Origin of the sequence: Mesorhizobium captivum (assembly GCF_033977165.1) — a bacterium.
GTDB lineage: Bacteria > Pseudomonadota > Alphaproteobacteria > Rhizobiales > Rhizobiaceae > Mesorhizobium > Mesorhizobium captivum.
The window spans coordinates 72,450-86,621 of sequence record NZ_JAVIJB010000029.1 but is presented as its reverse complement, the minus strand read 5'-3'; the positions used below and the strand labels follow the sequence as shown (position 1 = coordinate 86,621).

Here is a 14,172-nt window from a genome sequence, read left to right as displayed (position 1 = left end):
TTTTTTATCGATCAACAAATAATCCGCTTGACTCCGGATTGCAAATCCCAATTCTTTGTTGATCGATAAAGAATCGCGAACCCGGAGACTGACATGAGTACACTGGACCAAGGCGCACCACTCAATGTCGTGGCGACTGGAGTGACCGGCACCAGACGCGGCATCACGCTGGCGTTGCTCGCCTTCGCACAGCTTATCATCGCGCTCGACCTCAACATCGTCTTCGTGGCACTGCCGGAGATCGGCTCCGGCCTCGGCTTTTCCGGCCAGACACTGCAATGGGCGGTGAGCGCCTACACCGTCTTCACCGGCGGCTTCCTGCTGTTTGGCGGCCGTGCCGCCGACCTTGTCGGCCAACGCCGCGTCTTCATCTTCGCGCTCTGGCTCTATGCGCTTTCGTCCTTGATTGGCGGCTTTGCGTGGTCACCGGCGGTGATCATCGGCGCCCGTGCCGTGCAAGGCATCGGAGCGGCCTTCCTGTTTCCGGCGACATTGTCGCTGATCAATCGCCTGTTCGCCGAAGGCCGCGAGCGCAACCGCGCGCTCGCGGTCTGGGGTGGTGCAGGGGCTAGCGGCTTGACACTTGGCTCGCTGGCAGGGGGCTTCCTCACCAGCGCCTTTGGCTGGCCGGCCGTGTTCTATGTCAATGTGGCGCTGGCGGGACTCGCCATCGTTGCAGCCTTTGCCATCATTCCGCGTGATCCGAAGCGGCACGCGCATCGCAATTTCGACCTGCCCGGCGCACTGACCGTCACCGCCGGCGCCACACTGCTAGTCTTCACCCTTGTCCAGGGACCTGATTATGGCTGGACCTCACCGGCGATCCTTGCCAGCGCCGCGCTGGCAGCCCTGTTCCTGATCGTCTTCATCGTGCTCGAGGCGAGGAGCACCGACCCTCTGATGCCCTTGCGGCTGTTCCGCAAGCGCAGTCTTGTCGCCGGCATGACGATCACCTTTCTCTACATGGGAACGTTCGGAGCCCTGCCTTATTTCCTCACCGTCCTGTTGCAGACCGTGCATGGCTTCACCGCCCTGCAGACCGGTCTGGCATTCCTCGTGCCATCGATCGCCATCGCCACCGGCACCCAGCTCGGTGAGCGCCTAGCGACGCGCTTTTCCACGCGTTCGACCCTGGTCGCCGGCATGATCATCGGCGCAGCCGGCACAGTCCTGATGGTTTTTGGCGCATCAGCGGAGAGCAGTTTTGCCGCCATCGTTCCCGGCCTGATCATCTCCGGCATTGGACAGGGCATCGTCTGGACCGCGATGTGGATTGCGGCCGCTTCGGGAGTCGCGCATGACGAACAGGGCGTTGCCTCGGGGATGGCCTGCACGACGCTCAACATCGGCAACGCGATCGGCATGGCGGCATTGATCGCGGTCGCCAACAGCTACATTGACGGGCCGACGGGCGATGCGCTGAAAACCGCCATAACCGAGGGTATACAGCTTGCCTTCTGGCTCGCGGCCGCGGGCATCGTGATCAGTCTGCTTGCCGCAATGGTCCTGCCGGCAAAAACGAAGTAGCCGGCACCGGGGCGAGGCGGCTCAGTTGACGCGGCTGATGCAGAAATCGATGACGTCGATCAGCGCCGACTTCTGCGGCGTCGCCTCCAGCGGCGCCAGCGCGTCGCGGGCGATCTCGCCGAAGTGGCGGGCGCGGCCGATCGTGTCGGCGATGGCGCCGTGGCGGGTCATCAGGCCGATCGCCTTTTCGAGCCCGGCATCGTCGGCGACATTGTCCTCAATGGCGCGCTTCCAGAAGGTGCGCTCGGCCTTGGTGCCGCGCCGATAGGCGAGGATCACCGGCAGCGTCACCTTGCCCTCGCGAAAATCGTCGCCGACATTCTTGCCAAGGTCCTGGCTGGAGCCGCCATAGTCGAGCGCATCGTCGATGAGCTGGAAGGCAAGGCCGAGATTCATGCCGTAGGAACGCAGCGCGACGCGGTCGGTGCGGGAGGCCCGGGCGATCACCGGGCCGACCTCGGCGGCGGCCGAGAACAAGGCGGCGGTCTTGGCCTTTATGACGGCGAAATGCTCGTCCTCGGTGGTCTCCAGGTTCTTGGCGGCGGCAAGCTGCATCACCTCGCCCTCGGCGATGATGGAGGCGGCGCTCGACAGGATGTCCAAAGCCTCCAGCGAGCCGACCTCAACCATCATGCGAAAAGCCTGGCCGAGCAGGAAATCGCCGACCAGCACGCTTGCCTGGTTGCCCCAGATCATGCGCGCCGTCTTCTTGCCGCGGCGAAGCGCGCTCTCGTCGACGACGTCGTCATGGAGCAGCGTCGCGGTGTGCATGAACTCGACCGCGGTCGCGAGCTTGACGTGGCCCTCGCCCGCATAGCCGAACATCTGGGCGGCGGCGAGCGTCAGCATCGGCCGCAGCCGCTTGCCGCCGGACGAGATCAGGTGGTTGGCGACCTCCGGGATCATCTCGACGTCGGAGCCGGCCTTGGACAGGATCAGCTCGTTGACGCGTCCCATGTCGGCTGCCGTCAGGTCGATGAGATCCTTGATGGAAGCGGGTTCCCGCTTGCCTTCGATATTCAGAACGACACCCACCACGATCACTCCCGTCTATTGACGCGCACGACAACACCCTGGTCCCGGTGGGACTCTAGGTCGGTACAACCGGGCACGGCAAGAGGCGAATTGGCGCGGCTTGACTGGAACGGACTTGCCTCAACGTTTACATGAACGCCGCAACCTGCGATTTTCATTCCCATGATTGAACTCGTCCGCACCAACGACGCCGTCCTTATCTCCTTCGTCGAATCGCTGATGCGCGACGCCGGCATCGCCTGCTTCGTCGCCGACCAGAACATGAGCGTGCTCGACGGATCGATCGGCATCCTGCCGAGACGCATCATGGTCGACGCCGACAAAGCCGACGCGGCGCGCCGCATCCTGAAGGATGCGGGCATCGAGAACGAAATCCGCCGGAAATAATGGCAGCTTCAACCGCCCTTGCCCCGGACACGCCGGCCCACACGGTCGATGCCTTCCATCGCGGGCGCTTCTGGCTGGTGCAGCCACGGCAAGGCCATCGCGCCGGCATGGACGCCATGATGCTGGCCGCTGCCGTTCCATCCGACTTTTCCGGCCGGCTCGCCGATTTCGGCGCCGGCGCAGGCGCTGCGGCGCTCGCCGTTTTGTCGCGCTGCCCTGAGGTGCAGGCAGTGCTGGTCGAGCGCTCCGCCGAGATGGCGGCGTTTGCCGCCGCCACGCTTGCGCATCCGGGCAATGCGCATCTGGGCGGCCGCGCCTCGGCGCTTAAGGCCGACGTCACGCTTGCCGGTCGCGCGCGGGCCGAGGCCGGACTTGCCGACAATTCCTTCGACTTCGTCATCATGAATCCGCCCTTCAACGCCACCGAGGATCGCTCGACGCCGAACGCGTTGCGCAGGGAGGCGCATGTCGCGGAGGACGGGCTGTTCGAGCGCTGGATCAGGAGCGCTGCCGCCGTCGTCAAACCGCGCGGCGGGCTTGCGGTGATCGCCCGGCCCGAGCAGCTTGTCGCGATCCTCGATGCGATCGAAGGCCGCTTCGGCGATGCCGAGATGCTGTGCGTGCACCCGCGCCCGGACGCGGCGGCGATCCGCATCATCGTCAGGGCGGTGCTCGGCGTGCGCGGCAAGCTGTCGATCCGGCCGCCGCTCACCTTGCATGGCCCATCGGGCAACGGGCCGACCGAGCGGACCGAGATGATCAACAATGGGCTGGCGTCGCTGTTCGGCGATTGATCAAAGGCCGGCGATACGGCATTGCCGTTGGCTGTGGAATTCCTACATGCCGAGGGCAAGGATGAGGCCTCACCTTGCTCCTTGCACCTCTTCCGGAGACAAGCTTTCGTGAAACGCCTCTTCAACCGCCTGCTGCCGAAATCCTGGCGCTCGACAGTCGTCACCATTCCCGTTATCCGGCTGCATGGCACCATCCTGCCCGGCGGCGGCCAGTTCCGGCCGAGCCTGTCGCTCGCTTCGACGGCCGGCGTTATCGAAAAGGCGTTCGGCTTCGACGCGCCGGCGATTGCGATTTCGATCAACTCGCCCGGCGGCTCGCCGGTGCAGTCGCGGCTGATCTTCAAGCGCATCCGCGATCTGGCCGTGGAAAAGAACAAGAAGGTGCTGGTCTTCGTCGAGGACGTGGCGGCCTCCGGCGGCTACATGATCGCGATCGCCGGCGACGAGATCTTCGCCGACCCCTCTTCGATCGTCGGCTCGATCGGCGTCGTTTCGGCCTCGTTCGGTTTCCCGGAACTGTTGAAGAAGATCGGCATCGAGCGGCGCGTCCACACCGCCGGCCAGAACAAGGCCGTGCTCGACCCGTTCAGGCCGGAGAAGAAGGAAGACGTCGAGCGGCTGAAGGCGCTGCAGCTCGAAGTGCACGAGACCTTCATCGATCTGGTCAAGGAGCGGCGCGGCACCAAGCTCAAGGACGATCCGGATCTGTTCACCGGCCTGTTCTGGACTGCCAAGAAGGGCCTGGAACTCGGCCTCGTCGATGCGCTGGGCGACATGCGCAGCGTGCTCAAGACCCGTTTCGGCGAAAAGACGCAGCTCAAGCTGATCACCGCGCCGCGCGGGCTTTTCGGCCGTTTCGGCCTGTTCGGCTCGCGCTTTTCGGCGCCCGACATCGCCGCGGCGGCGGCCAGCGGCATCATCGATGCGGCGGAAGAGCGCGCGCTGTGGGCGCGCTTCGGGCTTTGAAAAAGTGCTGAAAGCGTCTAGCATAATCGCTTGACCGACCTGTACGGCCGGCCTTGCCGCGAGAAATGCGGGAGGAGTTTTAGGATGCCGCAGATCATTTTCTTTGCCGTCGTCGGCGCCGCCGCTTATTTCGGCTACCGCGCTTTCGTGCGAGAGGCCGAGCGCGTGACGGCCAAGATCCGGCGGACCGAGAAACAGGCGGCCAACGGCACGATGGGCACGCTGGTCAAGGATCCGAAGACCGGCGAATACCGTCTGGCCAAGGACTGAAGCCATCTCGCCAGCAGCCGACATTCTGGAGTCCGAGGCCAGGTCCCGGACATGGCTTGCGCCTGCCAAGATCAATTTGGCGCTGCATGTCACCGGACGGCGCGCCGACGGCTATCATCTCATCGACAGCCTTGCCGTGTTCAGCCGTTTTGGCGACCGGCTGCAGATCGAGTTGGCGGAGCGCGACGAGTTCTCGGTGTCGGGCCCCTTCGCCGCCGGCGTGCCGCTCGATGGCGACAATCTGGTCGTCAAGGCGCGCGAGGCCCTGCGACGGGAAGCCGGCGCGCAGCGGACACCGCCCGTCGCCGTCCGGCTGGAAAAGAACCTGCCGATCGCTTCCGGCGTCGGCGGCGGCTCGGGCGACGCGGCGGCCGCGCTCAACGGCCTTTCGCGCCTCTGGGGGCTCGACATCGAGGAGGCCGGACTGGCGCGGATCGGGCTGACGCTCGGCGCCGACCTGCCGATGTGCCTCAAGGCAAAGCCGCTGATTGCGCGCGGCATTGGCGATGAATTATCGCCGCTGGCAGGCTTTCCCGCGCTGGCCCTGGTTCTGGTCAATCCGGGTGTGGCGGTTTCGACGCCAGACGTATTCAAGGCGCTTTCCAGGCGTGACAATGAGGCATTGCCGCCCCTGCCCAGCCGTCTGGATTTCCACACCATCCGCAATTGGCTCGATACGACCCGCAACGATCTCGAACCTGCCGCGCGCGCCATCCAGCCGGCCGTCGGCGAAGCGCTTGCGGCGCTCAAAAAGGCAGACGCTGCCTTCGCCCGCATGTCCGGCTCCGGCGCCACCTGCTTCGGCCTGTTCGAGACCGGCAATGTCGCCAAGCGCGCGGCAATCGACATCCGCGGCCGCCATCCCGACTGGTTCGTCGCCGCGACGCGCAGCATGGAGGCTGATTAATGGCCAACGAGAGCCGTCCCTTCATTCCGGTGCGCATCGCGGTGCTGACGGTTTCCGACACGCGCGGCCTCGCCGACGACAAATCCGGCCAGACGCTGGCCGACCGGATCGCGGAAGCCGGCCATATTTTGGCCGCTCGCGATATCGTCACCGACGACCGCGAAAAGATCCGCGAGAAAGTGCTCGGCTGGTCGAAGGATCAAGCGGTGGATGTCGTCATCACCACCGGCGGAACCGGATTCACCGGCCGCGACGTGACGCCGGAGGCGCTGGAGCCGATTTTCGAAAAACGCATGGACGGGTTTTCGGAAGTCTTCCACCGCATCTCCTACGACAAGATCGGCACCTCGACGATCCAGAGCCGGGCGACCGGCGGCGTCGTGAATGCCACCTTCGTCTTCGTGCTGCCGGGCTCGCCCGGCGCCTGCAAGGATGCCTGGGACGGCATCATCAAGGCACAGCTCGACTACCGGCACATGCCCTGCAACTTCGTCGAGATCATGCCGCGCCTCGACGAGCATCTCAGGCGCGGCGGCAAGCCTGCCTCGTAAAGCATAGGCACAGCACGTGATCGGCATTCGGTTTGCAGGCGGAATGGCGCCCTCGCCTTCGAGGCGCCATTCCGAAGCCGACGCCGGCAAAGTACCTTGTGCTGAAGCAATTCCAGGAAAAGTGTGAAACGGTTTTCCGTCCGGAATTGCCTAAAGCAGGTCGCGTGAAAAAGGATTCACGCGACCTGCTTTAGGTTCTTGATTTTAAGCATGTCTTCGTCCCGAAACCGGGCCCACTTTCGGGAGACATGCTTTAGAAACAAATAGTTAGAGCAGTTCGGCGTTTCCATGAAACGGTGAACTGCTCTAGCCAACAAGGGACGATGCCGTGACCGTTCACAGCGGCGGATGCCATTGCGGCAACATCCGCCTGAGCTTCTCCACAACGCTCGATCCTGCCAGCATGGAAATCCGTGCCTGCCAGTGCTCGTTTTGCACCCGGCACGGCTCGCGCGCTGCCGCCGATCCGAACGGCCGTCTGGCCATTTCAGTCGAGAACAGAGCAAAGCTGCAGGTCTATCGCTTCGGACTGCGCACCGCCGACTATCTCCTCTGCCGCGAGTGCGGCGTCTATGTCGCCGCGATCGCCGGCGACGGCGCCGAGGCCAGGGCGATCGTCATCGTCAACGCGCTCGACGATCGCGGGCAATTCTCCCGCGAACCGATCCCGGTCCGCTACGACGCCGAAAGCCGGGAGCAACGTCTGGCCAGACGCCGCACCGCCTGGATGCCGGTCGAGATCAAGGGGATCTGAGCGGCCTTGCTCAGCGGATGACGGGCTCGCCGTGGAAGCGACGGCGCGACGGCCGCGACACGCCGAAGCCGATTTCCATCATCAGGCGCGGCGTGTGCGCCGGCACGGTTCCCATATGGAAGCCGAACGGGTCCTCGACGAAGCCGAGGCCCGCCTCGCCCGTCAGCGTCACAGGGCTTTCCTGGCCGTAGACGTCCAGCACCTCATCCGCGGCGTGGCCTACCAGAAGCGTCAGTTGGTGCTTGAGAGCGCGGCGCCTGTGGCTGCCGCGGATATAGACATGCGGGCCGGTGCCGGCATCGCAGGGCTTCAGATAGAAGAAGAACTTCAGCATGCGCCAGTCGTCGAGGTCGAAATGGTATTTGCCGAGCGAGGCGAGGTTCTTGTCGACGTCGGAAGCCTTGCCGGTCGGGAAGCTCCACCAGACGCGCGTCGTGATCAGCTTCGCCTGGCCGCCGAGATAATGCCGGGCGACGTCGAGCAGCAGCGGATCCTTCTGGATGGCAAGGGCCGCCGGACAATCCAGGATGCGCTCGAAATAGTGGCCGCTGAGCAGCGAGCGGCCGAATCGCTTTTCCGCCTCGTCATGCTCGCCCGGCACAAATTCGAGGCGGCGGTCGAAATTGCCGAAACAGGGCGTGCCCTGCGCGAAAGCGGCTATCTCCTCATGGATTTCTTTCGGCAGCATGAAGCCTGAAAACAACCCATCGGAGCGCAAAGCCTCGACTACGGCCTTGCGCTCGATGCCGGTGAACATCGTCTTTCCCGCATCATCGAGTGGACGGGCTCGCTTGGCACCCAGCCAATGCATGCGGCGCCCCGGCATGGTGCGCGCCAGCACGAACATCGGCAGCCAGGCCGGGTTTTCGCGCAGGTCCTTCAGATAGGTCGGGATGCGCACGGCGATGCGCTTGAACAGGCTGCCGTCGCGGGCGATGGCCTCCAGGCTGGCCGCGCCGGAATTGTCTGGGGGAGTAAGATTCATCGGGTCCTCATATGCATGCGTCTGACGAAACGACAGTTGCCTATCGCTTCGGCACTACCCAATCCCGATTGTCCCGCATGGGAAGAATGCTAACCTCACCTTCGATTTTGTGCAATGCACAATAAAGCGACGGCTGATTTAGCTGCCCGGCTTTTCCTCTTGCGGGCGCAGGCATCACTTCGGCGGCGCGACCCAGATCTCGGCATTCAACCTTCTGGTGGCCAGGCCGCGCGCCAGGGCTTCGGCGCTGCGCGCGCTTTTCGCGAGCGCCGCGGCCTGGCGCTTGCTGATGACGAGGCCTTCGGCCAGCGCCCGGTTGCCTGAAAAGACCCGGGCCAGGAACGGCGCGCGATTGGCGCGCGCGCGGGAAAAACGCGCCGGCATCGTCTGCCTGGCCGTGTGGGCGGCGACCTCCTCGATCCAGCCTTCGGCCAGCCGCGCGCCCGGCTCGAGCAGCAGCAGCCAGTCGCCCTTGGCCTGGCCAATGCCGTCGGAGATGCCGCCGGCCATATAGTGGCAGCCGGCATGCTCGGCGACGTAATGAGTCAGGTCGGTCGAACCGGTGTCGCAGACGATGACGTCGCGCACCACGCCTTCGACTGCGCCGCCGATCAGCGAGGCGAGCGTGCGGGCAAGGCCCTCTTCGTCGTTCCGGGTTTCGATGAGAACGCTGAGCATCCCTAGCCGAATAGCGGAAAGCCAAGCGATGTGCCAGATGCGCGTCCGAACCGAAAAAGTTCTTGCTTTGTTCTCATCGACAAAATAGGAATAGTTTCATGAACAGAGCGATTCGACAGCCTGCCGACAGTCCCTGGGAGAGGGCGAAAATGGAACAGATCGTCCGCGCCGACATTGCCGCCTTCGGAGCAGGCAGAGCCGAGATGGCGAATGCCATGATCGAACAGAGCGGCATGCGCGTGCGGCCGGACCGCAACCGTGGACGCTCCGCCGGCATCAATCCGTCGGGCCGCTTCGAGCCGGTCAGCCGGCATGTGTTCGACGACGGCTGGAACTCGCTGGAAGAGCTGCCGCCGTTCAAGACAGAAGTGCAGGTCGAAAAGCCGCGCACCATCATCACCCGCAACGAGTCGCCGGACATTTCCTTCGACCGCTCGATCAATCCCTACCGTGGCTGCGAGCATGGCTGCGTCTACTGCTTCGCCAGGCCGACGCACTCCTTCATGGGGCTGTCGCCGGGGCTCGATTTCGAATCGAAGCTGTTCGCCAAGCCGGACGCAGCACGCATGCTGGACAGGGAATTGTCGAAGCCCGGCTACCAGCCGCGCACCATCGCCATCGGCACCAACACCGATCCCTACCAGCCAATCGACAAGCAGTACCGGATCATGCGCGAGATCCTGGAGGTGCTGGAGGCGCGCGGCCATCCGGTCGGCATCGTCACCAAGTCGGCGCTGGTGACGCGCGACATCGACATCCTGTCGCGCATGGCCGAGCGCGGCCTTGCCAAGGTGGCGCTGTCGGTGACGACGCTCGACCGCATGCTGGCGAGAACGATGGAACCCCGCGCGTCGACGCCGACGAAGCGGCTGGAAGCGATAAGGCAGCTTTCGGATGCCGGCATCCCTGCCTCGGTGATGGTGGCGCCGATCATTCCGGGCCTCAACGATCCGGAGATGGAGCGCATCCTCGATTCGGCACGCGCCGCCGGCGCCAGGGAAGCAGGCTATGTCGTGCTGCGGCTACCGCTGGAAGTGGCGCCGATCTTCAAGGACTGGCTCTTGCGGCATTATCCGGACCGCTACCGGCATGTGATGTCGCTGATCCGTTCGATGCGCGACGGCAAGGACTACGATTCGGAATGGGGCAAGCGCATGAAGGGCGCCGGTCCTTATGCCTGGCAGATCGGCCGGCGCTTCGAGATCGCCGCCAAGCGGCTCGGACTCAACGTCGAGCGGCGGCAGCTTCGGACCGACCAATTCGTCGCAGGCTCCGGCGCCGGCGAGCAGCTGATGCTGCTTTGATAACTGTGCCGGCCATAGGAGGCCGGCGCTAAGCAATTCGGGAGACACGGTTTTCCGCCCGGATTGCGATCCGCTCTCAAGAATCCCGTCCGGCCCTTGTCCCCCCGGCCGTGAGACGGTGCCCTCCCTGGTCCGACGCCCCATCCGACCCGGAGGGACTTGCGGAGAATCGGAGCCGATGCGAACCTCGCCGCACCATGGCTCGCGCGCGTTCCGATTCTCCGCTTCTCTTTGAAATAGTCGAGAAGCCCGACTTCTCCGTTGAGACGAAGGCGATGGCCGACGGGCTGTGGCCGGTCGCCGGCATGGATGAGGCAGGCCGCGGGCCGCTCGCCGGTCCGGTTGTGGCAGCCGCGGTAGTGCTTGATCCCGCCAACATTCCGGAGGGCCTCGACGATTCCAAGCGCCTCACCCACCTGCAGCGCGAAGCGCTGTTCCTCAAGATCCTCAGCTCGGCGCTCAGCGTCTCGATGGCCTCGATCAGCGCCGAAGGCATAGACAACAGCAACATCTTGAAAGCCAGCCTGGAAGCGATGCGCCGCGCCGCCGCCGGCCTGTCGCTGCAGCCGAAACTGGCTTTGGCCGACGGCCGCGACGTGCCGCCCGGTCTCGCCTGCGAAGGCCGCGCGCTGATCAAGGGCGACCAGCGCTCGCAGTCGATCGCCGCCGCCTCGATCGTCGCCAAGGTGATGCGCGACCGCATGATGTGCGGCTGCGGCGGCCATCACGCGCACTACGGCTTCGAGGTGCATATGGGCTATGCGACGGTCCGGCACCGCACCGCGATCGAGGCGCATGGCCCGGTGGCACGATTGCACCGCGCCTCGTTTGCACCGTTCAGGTTGGGTGGGGTCGAAGTTGTCGAGGAAGAGGAAAGCCTGATCGAGCTGGAATAATCTCCCCCCTTGAGGGGGAGATGGCCGGCAGGCAGAGGGGGTCGCCGCGCGTGAAGCGCCGACGCCCTCTTTAGTTGCACAAAGCGTCGAGCTCTACGCGCAACGACCCCCTCTGTCGCCTTCGGCGACATCTCCCCCTCGAGGGGGGAGATTATCCGCGCAACAACAAAAAAGCCGCCGGGTTGCCCAGGCGGCTTTTGGATTTCGCAATCGCGAAACTCGCTCAGTTCAGCTTGGCCTTCACGTCCTGCAGCGCGGACTTGAACAGATCGGCGCCTGCCTTGGCATCGACCTTGGCGGCAAGCAGCGCGCGGGCGGCCTCGACGGCGATGTCGACGGCACTGGCGCGCACCTCGCCGATGGCTTCGCGCTCGGCCTGGCTGATCTTCTGTTCGGCCAAAGCGGTGCGCCGGGCAACATAGTCCTCGGTCTTCTTGTGCGCTTCCGAAGCGAGCAGCTCAGCCTCGCGTTTGGCGGCGGCCACGATGTCGGCGGCCTCCTTCTCGGCTTCGTTGCGCTTCTGCTGGTATTGGCCGAGCAGCTGCTGGGCCTCCTCGCGCAGGCGGCGCGCTTCCTCCAGCTCGCTGCTGATCTTGGCCGCACGGGTGTCGAGCGACTTGGCGAGCATGCCCGGCACCTTCAGATAGATGACGGCGCCGAGGAAGATGATCAGGGCAATCGTTGCCCAGAGCGTCGCGAGTGATGTGGCGTCCATGATGCCCTCCTCACCGGGTCGCGGATTTGACCGCGGCCGAAATCTCGGCCTTGTCGGTCTTGCCGCCGACCAGCGCCTCGACGATGGCCGACGTGGTGTCCTCGGCGATCGTGCCGACTTCCTTCATGGCCTTGGCCTTGATCGAGGCGATGCTCGCCTCGGCCTCGCCGAGCTTCTTCTCGAGTTCCGCCTCGAGCTTCTTGCGCGTGCTTTCGGCTTCGCTCTTGGCGGCGTCGTTCGCCTGCTGGCCGATCTTGTTGGCGTTGGCCTTGGCTTCCGCCAGCTCCTGCTCATAGGCGGCAACGGCCGCATCGGCCTCACCCTTCAGCCTGGCGGCGTGGTCCAGATCCTGGGTGATGCGGTCGTTGCGGACATCGATGATACCGCCGACGCGCGGCATCACAACCCGCTTCAGGAACAGATAGAAGAGCCCGAAGGTGATGACCAGCCACAGGATCTGCGACGGGAAGGTCTCGGCATTGAACGGCGGGAACGTTTCATGCGCCTCGGCAGGCACGGCGGTGCCGGCATGCGTATCGCCCTCGGCCGCAGCCGGCGCGGACTCTTGCGCAAAGGCAGATGTCACGAACATCTCATTCCCCTGTCCATACGGTGGGGCCGCACCATGCGGCCCCTTTCGTCAGCGCGTGCTTCTTACTTGAAGACCAGGAGCAGCGCGATGAGGAGCGAGAAGATGCCCAGAGCTTCGGTCACGGCGAAGCCGAAGATCAGGCGGCCGAACTGGCCGTCAGCGGCCGACGGGTTGCGGAGCGCGCCCGAGAGGTAGCTGCCGAAGATGTTGCCGAGGCCGATGCCGGCGCCGCCCATGCCGATGCAGGCGATACCAGCACCGATAGCAGCTGCTGCAGTTGCGTCCATTTCAAAACTCCTGTGGTTTTTCGTAATCGTTGCGGTTGGTATGTTGGGTATGCTGGCGCCGGGGCGCCGGTGAAAATCGATCAGTGACTCGGGTGCAGAGCGTCGTTCAGATACATGCAGGTCAGCACCGCGAAGACGTAGGCCTGCAGGAAGGCGACCAGCAGTTCCAGCGCCGTCAGCGCGACGGCCATGGCCAAAGGCAGAACCGAGCCGGCGACGCCGACGGCGCCCAGCGCGCTGAGGCTGACGACGAAGCCCGAAAACACCTTCAGCGTGATGTGGCCGGCCAGCATGTTGGCGAAAAGACGAACCGAGAGGCTGACGGGACGCGAGACGAATGAAATGATTTCGATCGCTACCACCAGCGGCAGAAGGTAGCCGGGCACGCCATGCGGCACGAACAGCTTGAGGAAGCCGAGGCCGTGCTGGGCGAAGCCGTAGACGATGACGGTACCGATGACCAGGATCGCCAGCGTGAAGGTGACGATGATGTGGCTGGTGACGGTGAAGAAATAGGGGAACAGGCCGATGAGGTTGGCGACCAGCACGAACATGAACAGCGAGAACACCAGCGGGAAGAACTGCATCCCCTGCTTGCCCGCCGCGTCGCGCAGCATGTTGCCGACGAACTCGTACGCCATTTCAGAGATCGACTGCAGGCGGCCCGGAATGAGGCTGCGGCTGGCGGTGCTCATGTAGAGGAAGGCGGAAGCGACGATGATCGTCGCGACCATGAACAGAGAGGAATTGGTGAAAGAGATGTCGTAGCCGCCGATGTGAATCGGGATGATCGGATGGATCTGGAACTGGTGGATCGGATCGACCTTGTCAGCAGCAGCCACTTTTAATCCCCGTCAAAGCCACAACCGGCTTCTTAAGTTCGCTTTCGCGCCTTTCGGCGCCTCATCTCATTCCTTCGGCTCGCGCGGCTTGTCGCCCTGGCCGAATTCCGACGCAAGTCCCGCCGAACGCAGGACATTGAGTATACCGGCGCCAAAGCCCAGCAGCAGGCCGACGATCAGACCCCATGGCGCGGTTCCCGCCACGCGGTCGATGATCCAGCCCAAGCCGACACCAACTACTATCCCTGCGATGAACTCGCTGGACAGCTTCAGTGCCTGACCGTAACCGGTCGCAGCTTTCGCTTCGTCTTTCCCCTCGAGCCGGTCCGTGCGTCTTGTCGCAAGCGATGCTTCAAGCTCGCGCCGGCGGCGCTCAAGTTCGTCGTCGCGGATGGCGGCGTCATGCTGTTTGCCGCGGCCGGTTTCTCCGGTTCCGTCTGGCCCGTTTTTGTTGGCCATCGCAACCCCCCTGCCCGGGCAGACTGTCACCGTCCGTCCGCTTCTAAAGTCGCCGGCAACATAGTTAGAGGGTCCGCGCCCGTCAAGCCACGGGCCGAACTTCGAAGTGCTGTATTTTTGCTTTTTGAATCAATGACTTATTCAGGTGCGACATCGTGCCCGTTATGCCCGCGCGGGGACTCGGCGCGAATCCGCGCGGCAAGCCGCGCCGATTGGTGCGCGC

At 64.3% G+C, this 14,172-nt stretch carries 18 protein-coding genes; 10 read left to right on the top strand and 8 right to left on the bottom strand.

The annotated features are described in order from the left end of the window. The first annotated feature begins 93 nt into the window (after window positions 1-93). Window positions 94-1,527, top strand: coding sequence for an MFS transporter (locus tag RFM40_RS23075; protein WP_320224186.1), 1,434 nt, complete (start codon window positions 94-96; stop codon window positions 1,525-1,527). A 21-nt stretch (window positions 1,528-1,548) separates the two neighbouring features. Here the strand turns inward: RFM40_RS23075 and RFM40_RS23070 are convergent, their stop codons facing one another. Beyond that, the gene (locus RFM40_RS23070; RefSeq protein WP_320222364.1) at window positions 1,549-2,562 is read right to left on the bottom strand and encodes a polyprenyl synthetase family protein; all 1,014 of its coding nucleotides are present in this window, start codon (window positions 2,560-2,562) and stop codon (window positions 1,549-1,551) included. A gap of 162 nt (window positions 2,563-2,724) precedes the next feature. Between RFM40_RS23070 and RFM40_RS23065 the strand changes: the two genes are divergently transcribed. From RFM40_RS23065 to RFM40_RS23035, 7 genes are all read left to right on the top strand, one after another. Further along, the gene (locus tag RFM40_RS23065) at window positions 2,725-2,949 is read left to right on the top strand and encodes a putative signal transducing protein (RefSeq protein ID WP_059186744.1); all 225 of its coding nucleotides are present in this window, start codon (window positions 2,725-2,727) and stop codon (window positions 2,947-2,949) included. Beyond that, window positions 2,949-3,743, top strand: coding sequence for a tRNA1(Val) (adenine(37)-N6)-methyltransferase (locus RFM40_RS23060; protein ID WP_320224187.1), 795 nt, complete (start codon window positions 2,949-2,951; stop codon window positions 3,741-3,743). The genes RFM40_RS23065 and RFM40_RS23060 overlap by 1 nt, the downstream gene beginning before the upstream one ends. Window positions 3,744-3,851: 108 nt before the next feature. Further along, window positions 3,852-4,709 (top strand): S49 family peptidase, encoded by an 858-nt coding sequence (locus RFM40_RS23055; RefSeq protein ID WP_320224188.1) that lies wholly within the window; start codon window positions 3,852-3,854, stop codon window positions 4,707-4,709. Between the two features lie 84 nt (window positions 4,710-4,793). Further along, window positions 4,794-4,979 (top strand): membrane protein, encoded by a 186-nt coding sequence (locus tag RFM40_RS23050; RefSeq protein ID WP_027164591.1) that lies wholly within the window; start codon window positions 4,794-4,796, stop codon window positions 4,977-4,979. A 25-nt stretch (window positions 4,980-5,004) separates the two neighbouring features. Further along, the gene (locus RFM40_RS23045) at window positions 5,005-5,886 is read left to right on the top strand and encodes a 4-(cytidine 5'-diphospho)-2-C-methyl-D-erythritol kinase (RefSeq protein ID WP_320224441.1); all 882 of its coding nucleotides are present in this window, start codon (window positions 5,005-5,007) and stop codon (window positions 5,884-5,886) included. Beyond that, a complete protein-coding gene (gene moaB, locus RFM40_RS23040; RefSeq protein WP_320224189.1) occupies window positions 5,886-6,437 on the top strand; it encodes a molybdenum cofactor biosynthesis protein B in 552 nt (183 codons plus the stop codon). The genes RFM40_RS23045 and moaB overlap by 1 nt, the downstream gene beginning before the upstream one ends. Window positions 6,438-6,765: 328 nt before the next feature. After that, entirely contained in the window at window positions 6,766-7,191 is a 426-nt protein-coding gene (locus RFM40_RS23035) for a GFA family protein (protein WP_320224190.1), read from the top strand. A 10-nt stretch (window positions 7,192-7,201) separates the two neighbouring features. Here RFM40_RS23035 and RFM40_RS23030 read toward each other — a convergent pair whose 3' ends face one another. Both RFM40_RS23030 and RFM40_RS23025 read right to left on the bottom strand, forming a co-directional pair. Then, window positions 7,202-8,176 (bottom strand): hypothetical protein, encoded by a 975-nt coding sequence (locus tag RFM40_RS23030; RefSeq protein ID WP_320224191.1) that lies wholly within the window; start codon window positions 8,174-8,176, stop codon window positions 7,202-7,204. 174 nt (window positions 8,177-8,350) lie between these two features. Next, window positions 8,351-8,854 carry a glycosyltransferase gene (locus RFM40_RS23025; RefSeq protein ID WP_320224192.1) on the bottom strand — a complete coding sequence of 168 codons (504 nt, stop codon included), beginning with the start codon at window positions 8,852-8,854 and terminating at the stop codon, window positions 8,351-8,353. A gap of 149 nt (window positions 8,855-9,003) precedes the next feature. Between RFM40_RS23025 and RFM40_RS23020 the strand changes: the two genes are divergently transcribed. Then, window positions 9,004-10,158: a PA0069 family radical SAM protein gene (locus tag RFM40_RS23020; RefSeq protein ID WP_320224193.1), complete on the top strand. Its 1,155-nt coding sequence runs from the start codon at window positions 9,004-9,006 to the stop codon at window positions 10,156-10,158. A 197-nt stretch (window positions 10,159-10,355) separates the two neighbouring features. Further along, on the top strand, window positions 10,356-11,054 hold the full coding sequence (gene rnhB / locus RFM40_RS23015) for a ribonuclease HII (protein WP_320224194.1): 699 nt from the start codon (window positions 10,356-10,358) through the stop codon (window positions 11,052-11,054). Window positions 11,055-11,277: 223 nt separating this feature from the next. On the opposite strand, the gene RFM40_RS23010 is transcribed toward rnhB, so the two are convergent. The 5 genes from RFM40_RS23010 to RFM40_RS22990 form a co-directional block, all read right to left on the bottom strand. Continuing rightward, complete coding sequence (locus RFM40_RS23010; protein WP_320224195.1) at window positions 11,278-11,769, bottom strand: F0F1 ATP synthase subunit B; 492 nt, start codon at window positions 11,767-11,769, stop codon at window positions 11,278-11,280. A 10-nt stretch (window positions 11,770-11,779) separates the two neighbouring features. Beyond that, window positions 11,780-12,361, bottom strand: coding sequence for a F0F1 ATP synthase subunit B (locus RFM40_RS23005; protein WP_126101527.1), 582 nt, complete (start codon window positions 12,359-12,361; stop codon window positions 11,780-11,782). A 62-nt stretch (window positions 12,362-12,423) separates the two neighbouring features. Further along, entirely contained in the window at window positions 12,424-12,648 is a 225-nt protein-coding gene (locus RFM40_RS23000; RefSeq protein ID WP_027164582.1) for a F0F1 ATP synthase subunit C, read from the bottom strand. Window positions 12,649-12,728: 80 nt separating this feature from the next. Continuing rightward, the gene (locus RFM40_RS22995) at window positions 12,729-13,490 is read right to left on the bottom strand and encodes a F0F1 ATP synthase subunit A (RefSeq protein WP_320224196.1); all 762 of its coding nucleotides are present in this window, start codon (window positions 13,488-13,490) and stop codon (window positions 12,729-12,731) included. A gap of 66 nt (window positions 13,491-13,556) precedes the next feature. Beyond that, window positions 13,557-13,949: an AtpZ/AtpI family protein gene (locus tag RFM40_RS22990; protein ID WP_320224197.1), complete on the bottom strand. Its 393-nt coding sequence runs from the start codon at window positions 13,947-13,949 to the stop codon at window positions 13,557-13,559. Window positions 13,950-14,172: the final 223 nt, after the last annotated feature.

Bases quoted from the DNA above. Each gene is read 5' to 3' on its own strand.
- RFM40_RS23075 (WP_320224186.1), top strand. From the start codon at position 94: ATGAGTACACTGGACCAAGGCGCACCACTCAATGTCGTGGCGACTGGA.
- RFM40_RS23065 (WP_059186744.1), top strand. From the start codon at position 2,725: ATGATTGAACTCGTCCGCACCAACGACGCCGTCCTTATCTCCTTCGTC.
- RFM40_RS23060 (WP_320224187.1), top strand. From the start codon at position 2,949: ATGGCAGCTTCAACCGCCCTTGCCCCGGACACGCCGGCCCACACGGTC.
- RFM40_RS23050 (WP_027164591.1), top strand. From the start codon at position 4,794: ATGCCGCAGATCATTTTCTTTGCCGTCGTCGGCGCCGCCGCTTATTTC.
- moaB (WP_320224189.1), top strand. From the start codon at position 5,886: ATGGCCAACGAGAGCCGTCCCTTCATTCCGGTGCGCATCGCGGTGCTG.
- RFM40_RS23030 (WP_320224191.1), bottom strand. From the start codon at position 8,176: ATGAATCTTACTCCCCCAGACAATTCCGGCGCGGCCAGCCTGGAGGCC.
- RFM40_RS23025 (WP_320224192.1), bottom strand. From the start codon at position 8,854: ATGCTCAGCGTTCTCATCGAAACCCGGAACGACGAAGAGGGCCTTGCC.
- RFM40_RS23020 (WP_320224193.1), top strand. From the start codon at position 9,004: ATGGAACAGATCGTCCGCGCCGACATTGCCGCCTTCGGAGCAGGCAGA.
- rnhB (WP_320224194.1), top strand. From the start codon at position 10,356: ATGGCTCGCGCGCGTTCCGATTCTCCGCTTCTCTTTGAAATAGTCGAG.
- RFM40_RS23010 (WP_320224195.1), bottom strand. From the start codon at position 11,769: ATGGACGCCACATCACTCGCGACGCTCTGGGCAACGATTGCCCTGATC.
- RFM40_RS23005 (WP_126101527.1), bottom strand. From the start codon at position 12,361: ATGTTCGTGACATCTGCCTTTGCGCAAGAGTCCGCGCCGGCTGCGGCC.
- RFM40_RS23000 (WP_027164582.1), bottom strand. From the start codon at position 12,648: ATGGACGCAACTGCAGCAGCTGCTATCGGTGCTGGTATCGCCTGCATC.
- RFM40_RS22990 (WP_320224197.1), bottom strand. From the start codon at position 13,949: ATGGCCAACAAAAACGGGCCAGACGGAACCGGAGAAACCGGCCGCGGC.